15 protein-coding genes are annotated in these 15345 nt (G+C 55.1%); 9 read left to right on the top strand and 6 right to left on the bottom strand.

The window, feature by feature from the left end:
- Positions 1-10: 10 nt before the first annotated feature.
- A complete protein-coding gene (locus RS584_RS00305) occupies positions 11-1075 on the top strand; it encodes a fimbrial protein (RefSeq protein WP_032103777.1) in 1065 nt (354 codons plus the stop codon).
- A 6-nt stretch (positions 1076-1081) separates the two neighbouring features.
- Here RS584_RS00305 and RS584_RS00300 read toward each other — a convergent pair whose 3' ends face one another.
- Complete coding sequence (locus RS584_RS00300; RefSeq protein ID WP_045356877.1) at positions 1082-1717, bottom strand: LuxR C-terminal-related transcriptional regulator; 636 nt, start codon at positions 1715-1717, stop codon at positions 1082-1084.
- Positions 1718-2287: 570 nt separating this feature from the next.
- Here RS584_RS00300 and RS584_RS00295 point away from each other — a divergent pair.
- Both RS584_RS00295 and RS584_RS00290 read left to right on the top strand, forming a co-directional pair.
- A complete protein-coding gene (locus tag RS584_RS00295; protein WP_015570093.1) occupies positions 2288-2908 on the top strand; it encodes a LuxR C-terminal-related transcriptional regulator in 621 nt (206 codons plus the stop codon).
- A gap of 75 nt (positions 2909-2983) precedes the next feature.
- Positions 2984-3664, top strand: a complete 681-nt coding sequence (locus RS584_RS00290; RefSeq protein WP_315748746.1) for an EAL domain-containing protein — start codon at positions 2984-2986, stop codon at positions 3662-3664.
- Between the two features lie 33 nt (positions 3665-3697).
- Here RS584_RS00290 and nlpA read toward each other — a convergent pair whose 3' ends face one another.
- Positions 3698-4486: a lipoprotein NlpA gene (nlpA, locus tag RS584_RS00285; RefSeq protein ID WP_315750043.1), complete on the bottom strand. Its 789-nt coding sequence runs from the start codon at positions 4484-4486 to the stop codon at positions 3698-3700.
- 393 nt (positions 4487-4879) lie between these two features.
- On the opposite strand from nlpA, the gene RS584_RS00280 reads away from it, so the two are divergent.
- Positions 4880-5353 (top strand): hypothetical protein, encoded by a 474-nt coding sequence (locus tag RS584_RS00280; RefSeq protein WP_032674176.1) that lies wholly within the window; start codon positions 4880-4882, stop codon positions 5351-5353.
- A gap of 68 nt (positions 5354-5421) precedes the next feature.
- On the opposite strand, the gene RS584_RS00275 is transcribed toward RS584_RS00280, so the two are convergent.
- The 3 genes from RS584_RS00275 to RS584_RS00265 form a co-directional block, all read right to left on the bottom strand.
- On the bottom strand, positions 5422-5814 hold the full coding sequence (locus tag RS584_RS00275; protein WP_006812483.1) for a type II toxin-antitoxin system VapC family toxin: 393 nt from the start codon (positions 5812-5814) through the stop codon (positions 5422-5424).
- A gap of 3 nt (positions 5815-5817) precedes the next feature.
- Positions 5818-6078: an antitoxin gene (locus tag RS584_RS00270; RefSeq protein ID WP_058677107.1), complete on the bottom strand. Its 261-nt coding sequence runs from the start codon at positions 6076-6078 to the stop codon at positions 5818-5820.
- A 117-nt stretch (positions 6079-6195) separates the two neighbouring features.
- Positions 6196-7695 carry an MDR family MFS transporter gene (locus RS584_RS00265; RefSeq protein WP_015570095.1) on the bottom strand — a complete coding sequence of 500 codons (1500 nt, stop codon included), beginning with the start codon at positions 7693-7695 and terminating at the stop codon, positions 6196-6198.
- 78 nt (positions 7696-7773) lie between these two features.
- Between RS584_RS00265 and RS584_RS00260 the strand changes: the two genes are divergently transcribed.
- Positions 7774-8421: a TetR/AcrR family transcriptional regulator gene (locus RS584_RS00260; protein ID WP_017383663.1), complete on the top strand. Its 648-nt coding sequence runs from the start codon at positions 7774-7776 to the stop codon at positions 8419-8421.
- Here RS584_RS00260 and RS584_RS00255 read toward each other — a convergent pair.
- Positions 8418-8837, bottom strand: coding sequence for a GNAT family N-acetyltransferase (locus tag RS584_RS00255; RefSeq protein WP_017383664.1), 420 nt, complete (start codon positions 8835-8837; stop codon positions 8418-8420). The two genes, RS584_RS00260 and RS584_RS00255, sit on opposite strands and share 4 nt — an antisense overlap.
- A 185-nt stretch (positions 8838-9022) precedes the next feature.
- Here RS584_RS00255 and RS584_RS00250 point away from each other — a divergent pair, with 185 nt between their 5' ends.
- From RS584_RS00250 to RS584_RS00235, 4 genes are all read left to right on the top strand, one after another.
- A complete protein-coding gene (locus RS584_RS00250) occupies positions 9023-9592 on the top strand; it encodes a TetR/AcrR family transcriptional regulator (RefSeq protein WP_000104919.1) in 570 nt (189 codons plus the stop codon).
- A 147-nt stretch (positions 9593-9739) separates the two neighbouring features.
- Positions 9740-10861 (top strand): efflux RND transporter periplasmic adaptor subunit, encoded by a 1122-nt coding sequence (locus RS584_RS00245; protein ID WP_017383665.1) that lies wholly within the window; start codon positions 9740-9742, stop codon positions 10859-10861.
- A complete protein-coding gene (locus RS584_RS00240) occupies positions 10861-13971 on the top strand; it encodes an efflux RND transporter permease subunit (RefSeq protein WP_045329524.1) in 3111 nt (1036 codons plus the stop codon). The genes RS584_RS00245 and RS584_RS00240 overlap by 1 nt, the downstream gene beginning before the upstream one ends.
- Positions 13971-15335, top strand: a complete 1365-nt coding sequence (locus tag RS584_RS00235) for an efflux transporter outer membrane subunit (protein ID WP_017694001.1) — start codon at positions 13971-13973, stop codon at positions 15333-15335. Before RS584_RS00240 ends, RS584_RS00235 begins: the two co-directional genes overlap by 1 nt.
- The last annotated feature ends 10 nt before the right edge of the window (positions 15336-15345 follow it).

The following is a 15345-nucleotide window of genomic DNA, read 5'->3' as shown; positions in this document are numbered from 1 at the left end:
GATTATCAAAATGTTACGATCATTCATGTTCCTGCTCCTCACCAGCATTAGCGGGATGAGCTATGCCACCTGCTCCGGCAGCAGCATCGTTTATGGCACACCGATTACCATTGATTTATCGGATAAGCTGAGCCCGGCCACGCCCACATGGACCGGCAGCTTCAGCACCCAGTACAGCGGCTCGTTCAACTGTACGACGGGTAACAGTGAATTTTCTTACACGCCGATCCTCTCGACCGACAGCAAATACGCGACCATCCTCGGGTTCAGCAATAACAAGTATATGGTGCGGGCGGAGATCACCGATCCCCCGGCCAATAAAACCCTGTCTGCCAGCGGTAGCCATACGGCGTCTGAGCTGAACACACCGTTTACGGTTCGCTTCACCCTCGTTAACCAGAGCGGTACCACCCTGACGGGGGATACGGCGAACATGAGCGACGTTCTGTTCGTCAGCGACATGAGCGGGTTATCCATCTGGGAAATCATCACCTGGCCAATCAATCAGGTCATCAAGATAGCGCAGTGGTTATTCAGCGGGTTCAAGTGGCCTTACGACAACCGAGATATGTTTGGTCAACCGATGATCATCAAATACGCGCCGAAACTGACTACCTGTTCCTTTGATAATGCGGGGCTGACCGTGGCGCTGCCGACGCTCGGCATTCCCCAGCTCAGTGCATCCTCACAGCCGGGGCTGACGCCTTTTTCACTGAACATGAGCTGTCAGAACGTCGGGGTTAATGGCAATTCCGATCGGGCAATTGAGATGTTTCTGTCCAGCACGCAGCTGCTCTCAACCGACAGCTCGGTGCTGATCGACAGCAGCAGTAGCGCGGCGCAGGGCGTGGGGCTCCGCCTGATAAAACGTGACGCCCCGCAAACGCCGGTGACCTTCTCTACCTCAACCACCAGCCGTGGCAACGCCACGATGATTTTCAGCGTGGCGGCTGGCGCGGCGCTGGACGAACATTTCACCCTTCCGATGGCGGCGTACTATTACGTGTGGGCGCCCGCCCAGGTGAGCCAGGGTAAGATCAATACATCGGCTACGCTGAATATTATCTATCCCTGATGTGAACTATTCCTCCATCTTTCCAACCGCTTGCACATACTTAATCAGTTCGCTGTGGTTGGAAAGATTCAGCTTTTTCATTGCATTGTGTTTCTGTGTCGCAATGGTACTGACCGAACGGTTTCGATGACGGGCAATCTCCGTCGTTGAAAATCCTTCCACGATAAGATGGAGCACCTCCCACTCTCTGGCCGAGAGGATGGAACGCGCCCGGGAGCCGGACCGCATTACCCGCCTGAGCCACGAAGAGATCGACGGTTTTTGCCCGTCCGCCATGAGCAACGCGGGTAATTCCTTTTTCAGTTCAGTCAATTCATCCTGCTGACTGATGGTTAATTCAAATTTCATCTCCAGAACTTTTTTTAACAGCCCGTAAGGCAGCTCGGGCACCAACAGAACACGCCTGACGTGATGGGTTTTACATAAAGATGTAAAACGGCTGCTGACCTCCGCACTCCACTCTTTATGATTAAGCAGATAATTAAATTCAGTGAAGAAAACATCCACGTTATTATCCGCCACCGCCGCCAGCGCCTGTTCTGTGGAATCGACCTGAGTAATGTTCAGTATGTAATCGGGTAAAAGATCCTGGAGCGCCCGGAATATTATCTCTTTAAATATATTTATTTTGTAAAACACCATTACCCTTACGATACGTTCAGTATTATTCATGTCTTTTCTAAATTCTCGTGACCGGAGGAAAATGATAATAGTTTATGTACTCACCACTCACAACCTCTTCGCGCCAGGATTTTATCCTTCTCAGGCTTAAAAATCTGAACAAGGACATTAAATTCATAGAAAAAATTCTATTTTATTCTGCACGCCGTTTCCCCTCGCAGATAAAGCCCTGTCGATAACCCTGCCACGATCACAATTTTTCTTACAGAAACAGCAGTAAATCACTGAAAAGGCGGTGGATTAACCCCATTAATCAACCTTCTGATGCTTATTATCCGCTCATTTACAGAATAAAAATCTGGCATGAATATTATTAGAAGATTAAAACAATTGCATATACCATTAAAACCATTTTTCAATTTTATCTTCCGCTAATAATTGGCTTCAGCTTTACTCGACGGTTTGTATTGGCTTACATTGATGCCATCGCATCGCGTTATTTAAAAAAGTGCTCGCTATTCTTTTAATAAGAGAGTGCGAACCGCCATTTTCTCTTATATGGACTGTTTACTCAGCGAAAGGAGAATGCCAATGCAAAATAAAAAAACAATTCACGTTGCCGTTGTTGACAGCTGCGAATTCACGATGATTGGCCTGCAATCGCTTGGAAAGCGTGAGCCTGATGAAAAACACGACGTTATTTTCCATGGATTTACCCATATCGAAGAACTTGCTATGAGTGAACAACTCTTTGATATCATCATTTATGATCCGTTGAATACGCGTCATTTCCGGGTGACGACGAATGACGACATTCTCTGTATTAAACAGAAACAAGTGACGGCGAAGATCTATATCTATTCGTTATCCGCCGGCTATTTGAAATTCAAACATGTTGATGGAGTCATCAGCAAAAGAGTCTCCCTGGGGGATATCAAAGCGCTGTGGCAAATACTGATGAGCCAGACGCCGCAAGAGTCTGGCCGTTACAACGTAGGCATGACGACCCGCTTACGCACCCCGGCGAGGCTGTCCAGCGAGGAGGCCAGCGTATTGCGCGGCTATTCCTGCAATCTCAAAACCAAGCAAATCGCCCGTCAGCTGGGGTGTAACGTCAGGCTGGTTTACTTTTATAAGAACAACGCCATGAACAAGCTTAAGGCCGTGCGTGGTCCCTCGTTTTACCAGAGCATTCGCTGGATCCTGAATTAAGAATTTGACCGTGTGTCGTTTGCCTTTTGTTCCCGTGTCCGCGGGAACCTTTTTTCATTTCCTGAAGGCTGTTCCATGTATACCGTTCTTCCCTCTCCCTTGTTGCAACGTATCTCAGGGCTGCGATTCCAGCCTCTTGTCGATCTTCATTCGGGCCAGGTGTTCGCGCATGAAGTTCTCGTGGAGATCCATAACGTCAATCTTGAGGTGCTGTTTGCCTCGCTGCCCTCGCGCAGCGCGCTGCAAATCTTCTTCTGGCAGGCCAACACCCTGTTACAGATACCTGCCCGGGACGCTTACTGGCTAAACCTTCCGGCAGAACACCTTCTCGACGAACGCGCTATTCAGTTGTTGCTGGCGTTACGCCATCAGCAGCGGTTAACGATTGAAATTCAGGATCCCCTCACCATCACACGGCTGAGCGAGGATGAGCAACGTCGCCTTCATGCCACGCTTGTTCGGTTAAAAGAGGCGGGATGGCAAATCTGGCTGGACGATTTAACCCGGGAGTTGGCGGAGGCGTTCGCGCGGCTTGCGCTGCCGCTGGATGGGGTGAAAATTGACCGCTCAGCGCTGCGCGAGCGCGCGCCGCTTGCCCCGTTTGTACAGGAGGTCAGGGCAGGTATCGCGCAATCAATTCTTATAGAAGGCATCGAAAACTCGCGGGATCTGGCGCGCGCCCGCGCGTCCGGCGCACAGTCTGGTCAGGGTTTTCTGTGGCCCGAAAGCCGAACCGATGCCCGCGTAACGCTTTGACGGCCAGCGGAGCGCTGGCCTTTTTATCGGGGCTTACCAGCCCGGCACCGCGCCACCGTTAAAAATGGTCTCCGCCGCTTTCGCCACTTCCGGCGACTGATAGGACTGGATAAATTCCTTCACGTTTTCGGCGTCTTTGTTCTCTTCACGCGTGACCACAATATTCACGTAGGGTGAGTTTTTGTCTTCGATAAAGATGCTGTCGTGTACCGGAGACAGCCCGGTTTGCTGGAGATAGGTGGTGCTGATGATGGCGACATCCACTTTCGGGTCGTCCAGCACGCGCGGCAGCTGCGCGCCTTCAAGCTCCATAATCTTCAGGTTCTTCGGGTTTGCCGTGATATCCAGCGCCGTTGGCAGCAGGCCAACGTCTGGCTTGAGGGTAACCAGCTTCTCTTTTTGCAGCAGCAGCAGCGCGCGGCCGAGGTTGGTTGGGTCATTAGGGATGGCAACGGTTGCGCCGTCCTTCAGCTCAGACACCGCTTTAATCTTGCGGGAGTAGCCGGCCATAGGGAAAACGAAGGTGTTGGCAACTGCAACCAGCCTGTAGCCGTGCGCCTTGTTATCTTCTGCGAGGAACGGGCGATGCTGGAAGACGTTGGCGTCCAGTTCGCCCTGGTTGGTGGCATCGTTGGGTAGCAGCGAGCCGCTAAAGCCCACCAGCTCAACATCCAGACCGTATTTCTCCTTTGCCACCTTTTTGGCGACTTCCGCCACGTCCTGCTCAGCGCCATTAATCACGCCGACTTTAATGTGTCTGGCATTATTGCCGCCCTGGTCACAGCCCGCGAGCAGCAGGCCGGTCAGGAGAAGCGCACCCATTCGAAATTTCACGAGACAGTTCCTTTTGATAGACGTTTTGAAGACTATATCGACAACGAGACGGCAGGCTAAAAAACGAAAAGGAATCAGTAAGACGGTTAAGTTATATGAAAAGCACAGAACAGCCAAACAAATTGCCAGCATGAATAAATAACAAAACACACAAAAAGCCAATGAATAAAAAGCAAATATAATAATTTAGCGAAAAAATAAAATGTCGCATATAAATTCGATACACAAATAGATCAAAGAGCACTCTGATCAAAAATAGCAATACTAGATAGCAAATTGATATAACTCAATCTTTTTGCGCCCATTTAAATTAATCTACGCATCGAACACCTCATTTGAAAATTCATTATGAAACAGTTAAATTGGCTTAAGGAAGTTGAAATGAAAGATCAAGGCATCAATGATTTTATTTCTATATGTGATGTAGTGAAAAAGCGAGGAAGAAAAGGAGGGCGGCAACCATACAGTAACAAATTAAGTATATCACAAACATGCCGTCGCATTAATGATCAACAGGTACGCTTTATGAATATAAATATCCCTGAGGATATAATGTCAAAAGCTCGACTCAAAAAAGGAGATCGTATAGATATTGCATTTACAGCAAATGGGATGAAATGGAGGTTAAAGGTAGTGCCTAATGGAGAGCAAGGTTACAGCATAACGACGCCTTCAACAAATTCAAAACGTGGACAAATCAGATTAACTTGGTGCGAAGGTATACCAATCATAGGTGGAGATGAAGCAATTCGTAAGGCGCGAGCAATTGCAGTTGAGGAAACAATGAGAGTATCTCCTGCGGAGTTAATCTTCGAGCTTGGAGAGATATCAGTCGAAGCCAAGCGCGAATCTTAATATTAAGTAAAAGTTGTTTATTTTTTTGAAGGCGACCTGTTCATGTAGAAAGGTCGCTTCTTATTGATTTATTGAGTCCAGTCCTCAACCGTAAGATCCTGTACCATCCCGAACGCATGATCGTTCGTGACAATCGTCGTGCCCCGGCTGATAGCATGTGCGGCAATCAACTGATCGAGATCCCCCATCACTTTCCCTTTCTTTTCCATTGCCGCACGCAGTTCACCGTAGGTAGCTGCGGCTTCGCTATCCCAGGCGCAGATAGTGATGGTTTTAAGAAATTCCATTATGGTTTCGTGCAGCTTGTTGTTTTGCTTTTTGGCTACGCCGTAAAGCAATTCAGCTTCCGTTACGCTTGAAATACACATCTTTTCAGGCGTAATTTGCGAATATCGGTTTACTACTTCAGGATGCTGCCTCACCAGATGGCTTACGATGTTAGTGTCCAGCATATGCAGCATCTTCTACAGCCCTTCCAGAGGATTTCTTGTCGTATAGCTCTGATTGCGCTCCTCTTTACTTAGAAAGGTATCAGGCACATGCGTTTCTTTTAGCATGCGCAAAAAGTTATCTCTGTGTCGTTCTTTCTCGGACCTTGCCGTCAAAACCACATTCCCCTCGTCATCCCGGCGGATATAAACACTCTCCGTTTCAAACGCAAATTCCGCTGGCAAGACCACGGCCTGGTTTCGTCCTTTTTTGAATAGTTTCGCTGTGCGTTCCATGGCAACCTCTGTCGGTTTATTGACCAGCCCACAGCATGCGCTAACGCCCCGGAAAGCGACAAGAGAGGCATTTAAAAATCAGAAAGCGACTCGCAATAAATAGCAGAACCGCTAACCTCATGCCTGCCGACGCAGCGGCGCTTCGCGCAAAAACCACGACAGCACAAACGCCAGCACCATAATCCCCGCCGCCAGCATGAATACCGCATGGATCGCCGAGCCGAACGCATCCAGATAGTCCAGACGCAGGGCATCAGGCAGATGGTGAATGGCAACGGGATTAAGTTCGCGCGGCAGTTCCGCCCCTTCCGGCAGCCTGTCGATCAGGCCTGATTGCAGAATATGGGTGAACACCGCGCCAAACAGCGCAACGCCAATCGCCCCGCCAATGGAACGGAACAGCGTCACCCCAGACGTCGCGACGCCGTATTGATCGGCTGACACGCTGTTCTGCACCGCCAGCACCAGCACCTGCATCACCAGTCCCAGCCCCATGCCCAGCACGCCGGTAAACAGGTACAGCTGCCAGGTTGGGGAGGTGATTGAAATGCGCGTCAGTAACACCATCCCCACCACGCCGAGCAGCGTGCCGAGGATCGGGAACAGACGATATTTCCCGGTACGGCTGATGATGCGCCCGCTGATAATGGAGGTGAGCAACAGCCCACCCATCAGGGGGATCAGCTGCAAACCGGCCTGCGTCGGCGTGGCGTCTTTTACCACCTGTAAATAGAGCGGCAGGAAAGTGACGGAGCCAAACAGCGACATGCCGATAATAAAACCGATCAGGCTACAGAGCAGGAAGCTGCGGTCGCGGAAGAGCGACAGCGGGATAATCGGCTCCCACGCCAGCCGCTCTTCGTAGATAAACCCGGCGATCCCCGTCAGGCCGAAGGCCAGAATGCACCACAGCTGCGGGTCGCTCCATTGGCGGATCGTCCCGCCCTCGGTGGTAAACAGAATGATGCACAGCAACGCCATGCTGAGGTAAATCGCCCCCAGGTAGTCAATCTCATGCTTGCTGCGCCGCGCGCTGCCGTGGAAAACCGCGCCAATCACCAGCAGGGCAAACAGCCCCAGCGGCAGGTTGATGTAGAAAATCCAGCGCCAGGATGCGTGCTGAACGATAAACCCGCCGATCAGCGGCCCTATCACCGTCGCCAGGCCAAACACGCCGCCAAATAACCCCTGATAGCGACCCCGATCGGCAGGCGGGATCACGTCCGCCACGGCAGCCATGCTGATCACCATCAGACCGCCGCCCCCCAGCCCCTGCAGGGCGCGCATCAGCACCAGCTGGGTCATGTTCTGCGCCAGACCGCACAGCGCGGACCCTACAAGAAACAGCACAATCGCGATTTGTAGAACGATTTTTCGGCCAAACAGATCGCCGAATTTGCCGTACAGCGGCACCACGATGGTCGAACTGAGGATATAGGCCGTTACCACCCACGAGAGCTTATCCAGCCCGCCCAGCTCACCGACGATGGTCGGCAGCGCGGTGGAGACAATGGTCTGATCCAGCGCCGAGAGCAGCATCACCAGCAGGAGTGCGCTGAACAGCAGCTTAATCGACGGCGCCTTTTTCGCAGGTTGAGTCATTACGTCGGACTCCATGAGACATCACTTGAAATTAATTAATCGTATAATTAATATTTGTGGAAGTGATGAATAAGATCAAGAGATACGGTGACCATGCCAGCACAAAAGGACAATTCTGAACCCCGCCGCCCCGGTCGGCCACGCGGCGGCAAGCGCGTTACCGCCAGCCGTGAACAGCTGCTGGATATCGCCCTGAACCTCTTTTCCCGCCAGGGGATCGCCAATACGTCGTTGAACGCTATTGCCCGCGAAGCAGGCGTGACGCCCGCCATGCTGCACTACTACTTCAACTCCAGAGAACAGTTACTGGATGCGATGATTGAGGAGCGCTTCCTGCCGTTACGCGAGCGGATCGGGGCGATTTTCGCCGACAACCGGGATTCGCCGGTGGATGCCCTGACGGAAATGGTCAGGGTGCTGGCCGAACTGGCGGAAAAATATCGCTGGTTTGCCCCGCTGTGGATGCAGGAGGTGATTGGCGAGATGCCGGTACTGCGCACCCATTTGCAGGCACGCTTTGGCGATGAGAAATATCACACCACGCTGGCAACCATCAAAGGCTGGCAGCAGGAAGGAAAGCTGAATCCGGCGCTGGCCCCCGAACTGCTGTTCACTACGCTGCTGAGCCTGGTGCTGGTGCCGTTCTCCCGCATGCGCAATGACGAAAGGCTTAGCGCCCTCTCGCCGGAGATCGTGGTGCGCCACGTGTTAGCCGTGATAGGCACCGGGATCGGCGGTTAAAGATTTTTGGACAGATAGTGTCTCTGCATTCCCTGATAAGGGTAGTCCTGCAAGGACATCTGCACCTGATAACCCTGTTTTTCATAGAACGGACGCGCCTGGAAGCTGACCGTATCCACCAGCGCGTGACGACAGCCTTTGCGACGGGCCTCCTCTTCAGCCGTTTTGATAAGCTGGCTTCCCACGCCCGTTCCCCGCACGCTGTCGCTGACCCACAGATAGTCGATGTTCAGCCAGTCGCCTTTCCGTACGCCGATTAACCCGCCCAGCATGACGCCATTGTCGTCTCGCATATATACGCCAATATCGCCGCCAAACGTCGACAGATCTAAAAACTGCGCGTTATAGGCTCTTAGCCCCGTTAATAATTCTTCTTTTTCTTCGGCTGTGACATTATCTGTAATGCTCAGATGCATAATTCTCTCCTTATTTTCAGCGCAATCTGAATATCTCACAGCTTAACCTTCATAAAAACTCCTTATTTTCTCCATTGTTTATACCTGGAAATATTCATTCAATATGTAAATAAAAAAAGCCTTTCCAATAGTCTCCGAAAACGTATAATGAGAACGATCATTCTCACTTTTTACGGTAGCCGACAATGAGTACAAAGCTGGAAGAACGACAAAAACTGCGGCAGGACGAAATCATTACCGCCGCGCGCCGCTGCTTTCGCGCCAGCGGGTTTCACGCTGCCAGCATGTCGCAGATCGCCAGCGAAGCCAGGCTCAGCGTCGGACAAATCTATCGCTATTTCAGTAACAAAGACGCGATTATTGAAGAGATGATCCGGCGCATTATCGACTCACGTATTGAAGAGATGCAGGGCAAAACCCTGGTTGAAGGGATGCCGCAGGCGCTTGCCTGGCGCCAGACGCTTAACGAAGACGATGACGCGCTGATGCTCGAAATGTCCGCAGAGGCCACGCGCAATCCGCTGGTGGCAAACATGCTGATCGAAGCCGAAGCCCGCATGTTCGCCAATGCCTGTGAGCACCTGAAAAAGCAGTTCCCTCACCTGAGCGATGAGCATATTCGCTGCTGCGTGGAGATTACCGCCGTGATGATCGAAGGCACGATTTACCGTCGACTCACGCCTTTAAAAGTACCATCAGAACAATTAGAGCCTATATACCAGAATATTTTAAATATGATTTTCTCTGCGAAGTAATCGCATGTGAATAATTAGCGGAAATAAGTAATTTCCCTTTTTTCATTTCTGGCTCAGCCAGAGATGCGGGATCGCTGTGCTTTTAATTAGCCCTCCTCCCTGTTAAGCGATTAACAGGGCAGGCTTCGTTCACCCTGGAAAAAGATTATGAAAACCATAACAACCTCCATCGCGGCATTACTCCTCCTGACAGGGTGCGATAATGCGCAAACATCTGCTCCTCAACGTCCTCTTCCGGAAGTGGGGATTGTCACACTCATGAGCCAGCCGGTGTCCGTCGTCAGCGAGCTGACCGGCCGCACCGCCGCCGCAATGAGCGCCGAAGTGCGCCCCCAGGTAGGTGGCATTATCCAGAAGCGCCTGTTCACCGAAGGCGATACGGTCAAGGCCGGGCAGGCGCTGTATCAGATCGATCCTTCCAGCTACCGCGCCGCGTATGATGAAGCCGCCGCCGCACTGAAACAGGCGCAGGCGCTGGTGCAGGCCGACTGCCAGAAAGCCCGGCGTTATGCGCAGCTGGTGAAGGACGACGGCGTATCACGTCAGGATGCGGAAGACGCGAAGTCCACCTGCGCGCAGGACAAGGCCAGCGTCGAGTCAAAGAAAGCCGCGCTGGAAAGCGCCCGCATTAACCTCAACTGGACCACCGTCACCGCGCCGATTGCCGGACGTATCGGCATCTCCTCTGTGACCCCCGGCGCGCTGGTGACCGCCCAGCAGGATACCGCGCTGGCCACCATTCGCGGGCTGGACAGTATGTACGTCGATTTAACCCGTTCCAGCGCCGATCTGCTGCGTTTACGCAAGCAAACCCTCGCCAGCAACAGCGATACGCTGAACGTGTCGTTGATTCTCGAAGACGGCAGCAGCTACAGCGAAAAAGGCCGCCTGGCGCTGACCGAAGTGGCGGTGGATGAGTCTACCGGCTCAGTTACCCTGCGCGCCGTCTTCCCGAACCCGCAGCATCAGCTTCTGCCGGGCATGTTCGTCCGCGCCAGAGTGGATGAAGGGATCATGAATGACGCGATCCTCGCCCCGCAGCAGGGCATCACCCGCGACGCCAAAGGCACCGCCACCGCGCTGGTGGTAAACGCCAGCAACAAGGTGGAGCAGCGTCAGCTCGAAACGGGCGACACCTACGGCGACAAATGGCTGGTGCTGAGCGGTTTGAAGGCGGGCGATAAGCTGATTGTGGAAGGCACCGATAAAGTCACCGCCGGGCAGGAAGTGAAAGCTGAAGAGATGAAAACCAACGGAGGAAACGCCTGATGTTTTCCCGTTTCTTCGTGCGTCGCCCGGTCTTTGCCTGGGTTATCGCCATTCTCATCATGCTCGCCGGAATGCTGGCGATCCGCACGCTGCCCGTTGCGCAGTACCCGGACGTGGCTCCGCCGTCGATCAAAATCTCCGCCACCTATACCGGTGCCTCCGCACAGACGCTGGAAAACAGCGTGACGCAGGTGATCGAGCAGCAGCTCACCGGGCTGGATAACCTGCTCTACTTCACCTCCACCAGCAGCTCGGACGGGTCGGTGAGTATTAACGTCACGTTTGAACAGGGAACCGATCCGGACACCGCTCAGGTACAGGTGCAGAACAAAGTCCAGCAGGCGGAATCGCGCCTGCCGACCGAGGTGCAGCAGTCCGGGATCACCGTCGAAAAATCCCAGAGCAACTTCCTGCTGATCATGGGCGTATATGACAAAACCGACACCGCCAGCAGCTCGGATATCGCCGACTGGCTGGTGAGTAATATGCAGGATCCGCTGGCGCGCGTGGATGGCGTCGGTAGCCTACAGGTGTTCGGTGCAGAATACGCGATGCGCATCTGGCTCGACCCGGCGAAGCTGGCGTCGTACTCGCTGATGCCCTCCGACGTGCAGAGCGCGATTGAAGCGCAGAACGTGCAGGTTTCCGCCGGTAAAATCGGCGCACTGCCCTCGTCGAACGCCCAACAGCTGACCGCCACCGTCCGCGCTCAGTCGCGTCTGCAAACGGTCGATGAGTTCAAAAAGATCATCGTCAAGAGCCAGTCCAACGGTGCGGTGGTGCGCATCAGCGACGTCGCGCGCGTGGAGATGGGCAGCGAAGATTACACCGCCACCGCGAAGCTGAACGGCCATCCGGCGGCGGGTATGGCGGTGATGCTCTCACCGGGCGCCAACGCGCTTAACACCGCCACGGCGGTAAAAGATAAGATCGCCGAGTTCAAAAAGTCGATGCCGGAAGGCTACGATGTGGCCTACCCGAAAGACAGCACCGAGTTCATCAAGATCTCCGTTGAGGACGTGATTCAGACGCTGTTCGAAGCCATTATCCTCGTGGTGGTGGTGATGTACCTGTTCCTGCAAAACATCCGTGCGACGCTGATCCCGGCGCTGGCGGTGCCGGTGGTGCTGCTGGGCACCTTCGGCGTGCTGGCGCTGTTCGGTTACTCCATCAACACCCTGACGCTGTTTGCGATGGTGCTGGCGATAGGGCTTTTGGTGGATGACGCCATCGTGGTGGTGGAAAACGTCGAGCGTATTATGCGCGACGAAGGGCTGCCCGCCCGGGAAGCGACCGAAAAATCGATGGGCGAAATTTCCGGCGCGCTGATCGCCATTGCGCTGGTGCTCTCTGCGGTATTCCTGCCGATGGCCTTCTTCGGCGGCTCTACCGGGGTCATTTACCGCCAGTTCTCGGTCACCATCATTTCGGCGATGTTCCTCTCCGTGGTGGTGGCGCTGACCCTGACGCCCGCGCTGTGCGGCTCGATCCTGAATCACACCGCTCCGCACAAAAAGGGCTTCTTCGGCGCGTTTAACCGCTTCTACAGTAAGACCGAGCACGGCTATCAGAACAAGGTGCTGCGCGCCCTGCGCCGTTCCGGTGGCATGCTGGTGATCTACGCCCTGCTCTGCGGCGCGATGGGGTTCGCCATGCTAAAACTGCCGGGCAGCTTCCTGCCAACCGAAGACCAGGGTGAAATCATGGTGCAGTACACCCTGCCTGCCGGCGCAACCGCGGTGCGTACCGCCGAGGTAAGCCGCCAGGTACGCGAGTGGTTCCTCACCAAAGAGAAAGCCAATACCGACGTGATCTTCACCATTGAAGGCTTCAGCTTCAGCGGCAGCGGCCAGAACGCCGGGATGGCGTTCGTCTCCCTGAAAAACTGGTCAGAGCGCAAAGGCGATGAGAATACCGCCCAGGCCATTGCCCTGCGCGCCACGCAGGAGCTGAGCACCATTCGGGATGCCACAATTTTCGCCATGACGCCCCCGGCGGTGGATGGTTTAGGCCAGAGCAACGGCTTTACCTTTGAGCTGATGGCCAGCGGCGGCACCGACCGCGACGCGCTGCTGAAACTGCGTAACCAGCTGATTGGCGAAGCCAACCAGGACAACTCGCTGCACGCCGTGCGCGCCAACGATCTGCCGCAGATGCCGCAGCTTCAGGTGGATATTGATAACAACAAAGCCGTGTCGCTGGGGCTCTCCCTGAGCGATGTTACCGACACCCTCTCCAGCGCCTGGGGCGGCACCTACGTGAACGACTTCATTGACCGTGGCCGCGTGAAAAAGGTCTACATCCAGGGCGACAGCGACTATCGCGCGGTGCCATCGGATCTTAACAAATGGTATGTGCGCGGCAGCGACAGCACCATGACCCCGTTCTCCGCCTTCGCCACCACCCGCTGGGAGTATGGCCCGGAAAGCCTGGTGCGCTACAACGGCTCGGCGGCGTATGAGATTCAGGGCGAAAACGCCAGCGGCGCCAGCTCCGGTACGGCGATGAGCAAAATGGAGCAGCTGGCGAATAACCTGCCGTCCGGCAGCACCTGGGCATGGAGCGGTTTGTCGTTGCAGGAAAAACTGGCGAGCGGTCAGGCAATGAGCCTCTATGCCCTCTCGATCCTGGTGGTGTTCCTGTGCCTGGCGGCGCTGTATGAGAGCTGGTCGGTGCCGATTTCGGTCATCCTCGTGATCCCGCTTGGGGTGCTGGGCGCGGCCATTGCCGCCTCCCTGCGTGGCCTGAGCAACGACGTCTACTTCCAGGTGGCGCTGCTGACCACCATCGGTCTGTCGTCGAAGAACGCCATTCTGATTGTCGAGTTTGCCGAAGCCAAAGTGGCCGAAGGCTACTCCCTGACGCGCGCCGCCCTGCGGGCCGCCCAGACGCGTCTGCGTCCGATCATCATGACCTCGCTGGCGTTTATCGCAGGCGTGACGCCGCTGGCGATTGCCACCGGCGCCGGGGCCAACAGCCGCGTGGCGATCGGTACCGGTATTATCGGCGGGACGCTGGCCGCGACGCTGCTGGCCATCTTCTTTGTTCCTTTATTCTTTGTACTGGTGAAACGTCTGTTCTCCGGTAAGCACGCAAACCGGAGGTCATAATGTTTCGTGTAACCGTATTAACGTTAGCGCTGCTGAGCGCGGGCTGTGTGTCATTAGATCCCACGTATCAGCGCCCGGACGCCCCCGTCCCGGCGACGTTGCCGGGCGCCCATGGCGAAGCCAACGCCGTGGTGAGCCAGTGGCAGCAGGTGATGAATGATGCGCGGTTGAAAAGCGTGGTGACGATGGCGCTCAACAGCAACCGCGACGTGCAAAAAGCGATTGCGGATATCGACGCCGCCCGTGCCCAGTATGGCGAAACGCGCTCGTCCCTGTTCCCGACGGTGGACGCGGAACTGAGCCACACCCGCAGCCGCACGCTGGCGAGCGGCGTCGCGACAAGTGACGAAGCCAACGGCGCGGTCTCCAGCTTCGAACTGGATCTGTTTGGCCGCAACCAGAGCCTGTCGCGTGCCGCGCGTGAAACCTGGCTTGCCAGCGAATTCACCGCGCAGAACACGCGCCTGACGATGGTCAGCGAGCTGACCACGGCCTGGGTGACGCTGGCGGCGGATAACAGCAATCTGGCGCTGGCGAAGTCCACCCTGGAGAGCGCCGCAAACTCGCTCAAGATTGTGAAGCGCCAGCAGGAAGTGGGTGTGGCAGCGGCAACGGACGTCAGTGAAGCGATGGCGGTTTACCAGCAGGCGCGCGCCAGCGTGGCGAGCTACCAGACGCTGGTGATGCAGGACAAAAACGCTCTCAACCTGCTGGCGGGCGATACGGTGCCCGAGAACCTGCTGCCCGGCACGCTGGAGAGCCTGAGCGACAACGCCATCACGCTGATCCCGGCGGGCGTCAGCTCCAGCGCGCTGCTGCGTCGTCCGGACATTCAGGAGGCCGAGCATAACCTGCTGAGCGCCAACGCCAACATCGGCGCGGCGCGCGCCAACTTCTTCCCGACCATCTCGCTCACCGCCAGCGCGGGCGTCGGCAGCGATTCGCTGTCGTCCCTGTTCAGCCACGGGATGAAGGTCTGGTCGTTTGCACCTTCCATCACCCTGCCGCTGTTCAGCGGCGGCAACAATATGGCGCAGCTGCGCTATGCGGAAGCCGAGAAAAAAGGGTTAATTGCGACCTATGAGAAAACCATCCAGAGCGCGTTCAAGGACGTGGCCGACGCGCTGGCCCGGCGCGAAACGTTGAGTGAACAGCTGGATGCCCAGCGTGAATACGTGGCGGCGGAGCAAAAAACGCTGGATGTGGCGACGCGCAGTTACAAGGCTGGCGCGGGCGATTATCTGACGGTGCTCACCGCGCAGCGGTCGCTGTGGTCGGCGCAGGAATCACTGATTGCCTTGCAGCAAACCGACCTGGAAAACCGCATCACGCTGTGGCAGTCGCTGGGCGGCGGGATTCAGTAACATCACTGCC

The organism is Enterobacter sp. DTU_2021_1002640_1_SI_PRY_ASU_LCPMC_013 (assembly GCF_032389435.1).
Taxonomy (GTDB): domain Bacteria; phylum Pseudomonadota; class Gammaproteobacteria; order Enterobacterales; family Enterobacteriaceae; genus Enterobacter; species Enterobacter hormaechei_C.
This window is presented reverse-complemented; position numbering and strand designations above follow the sequence as displayed.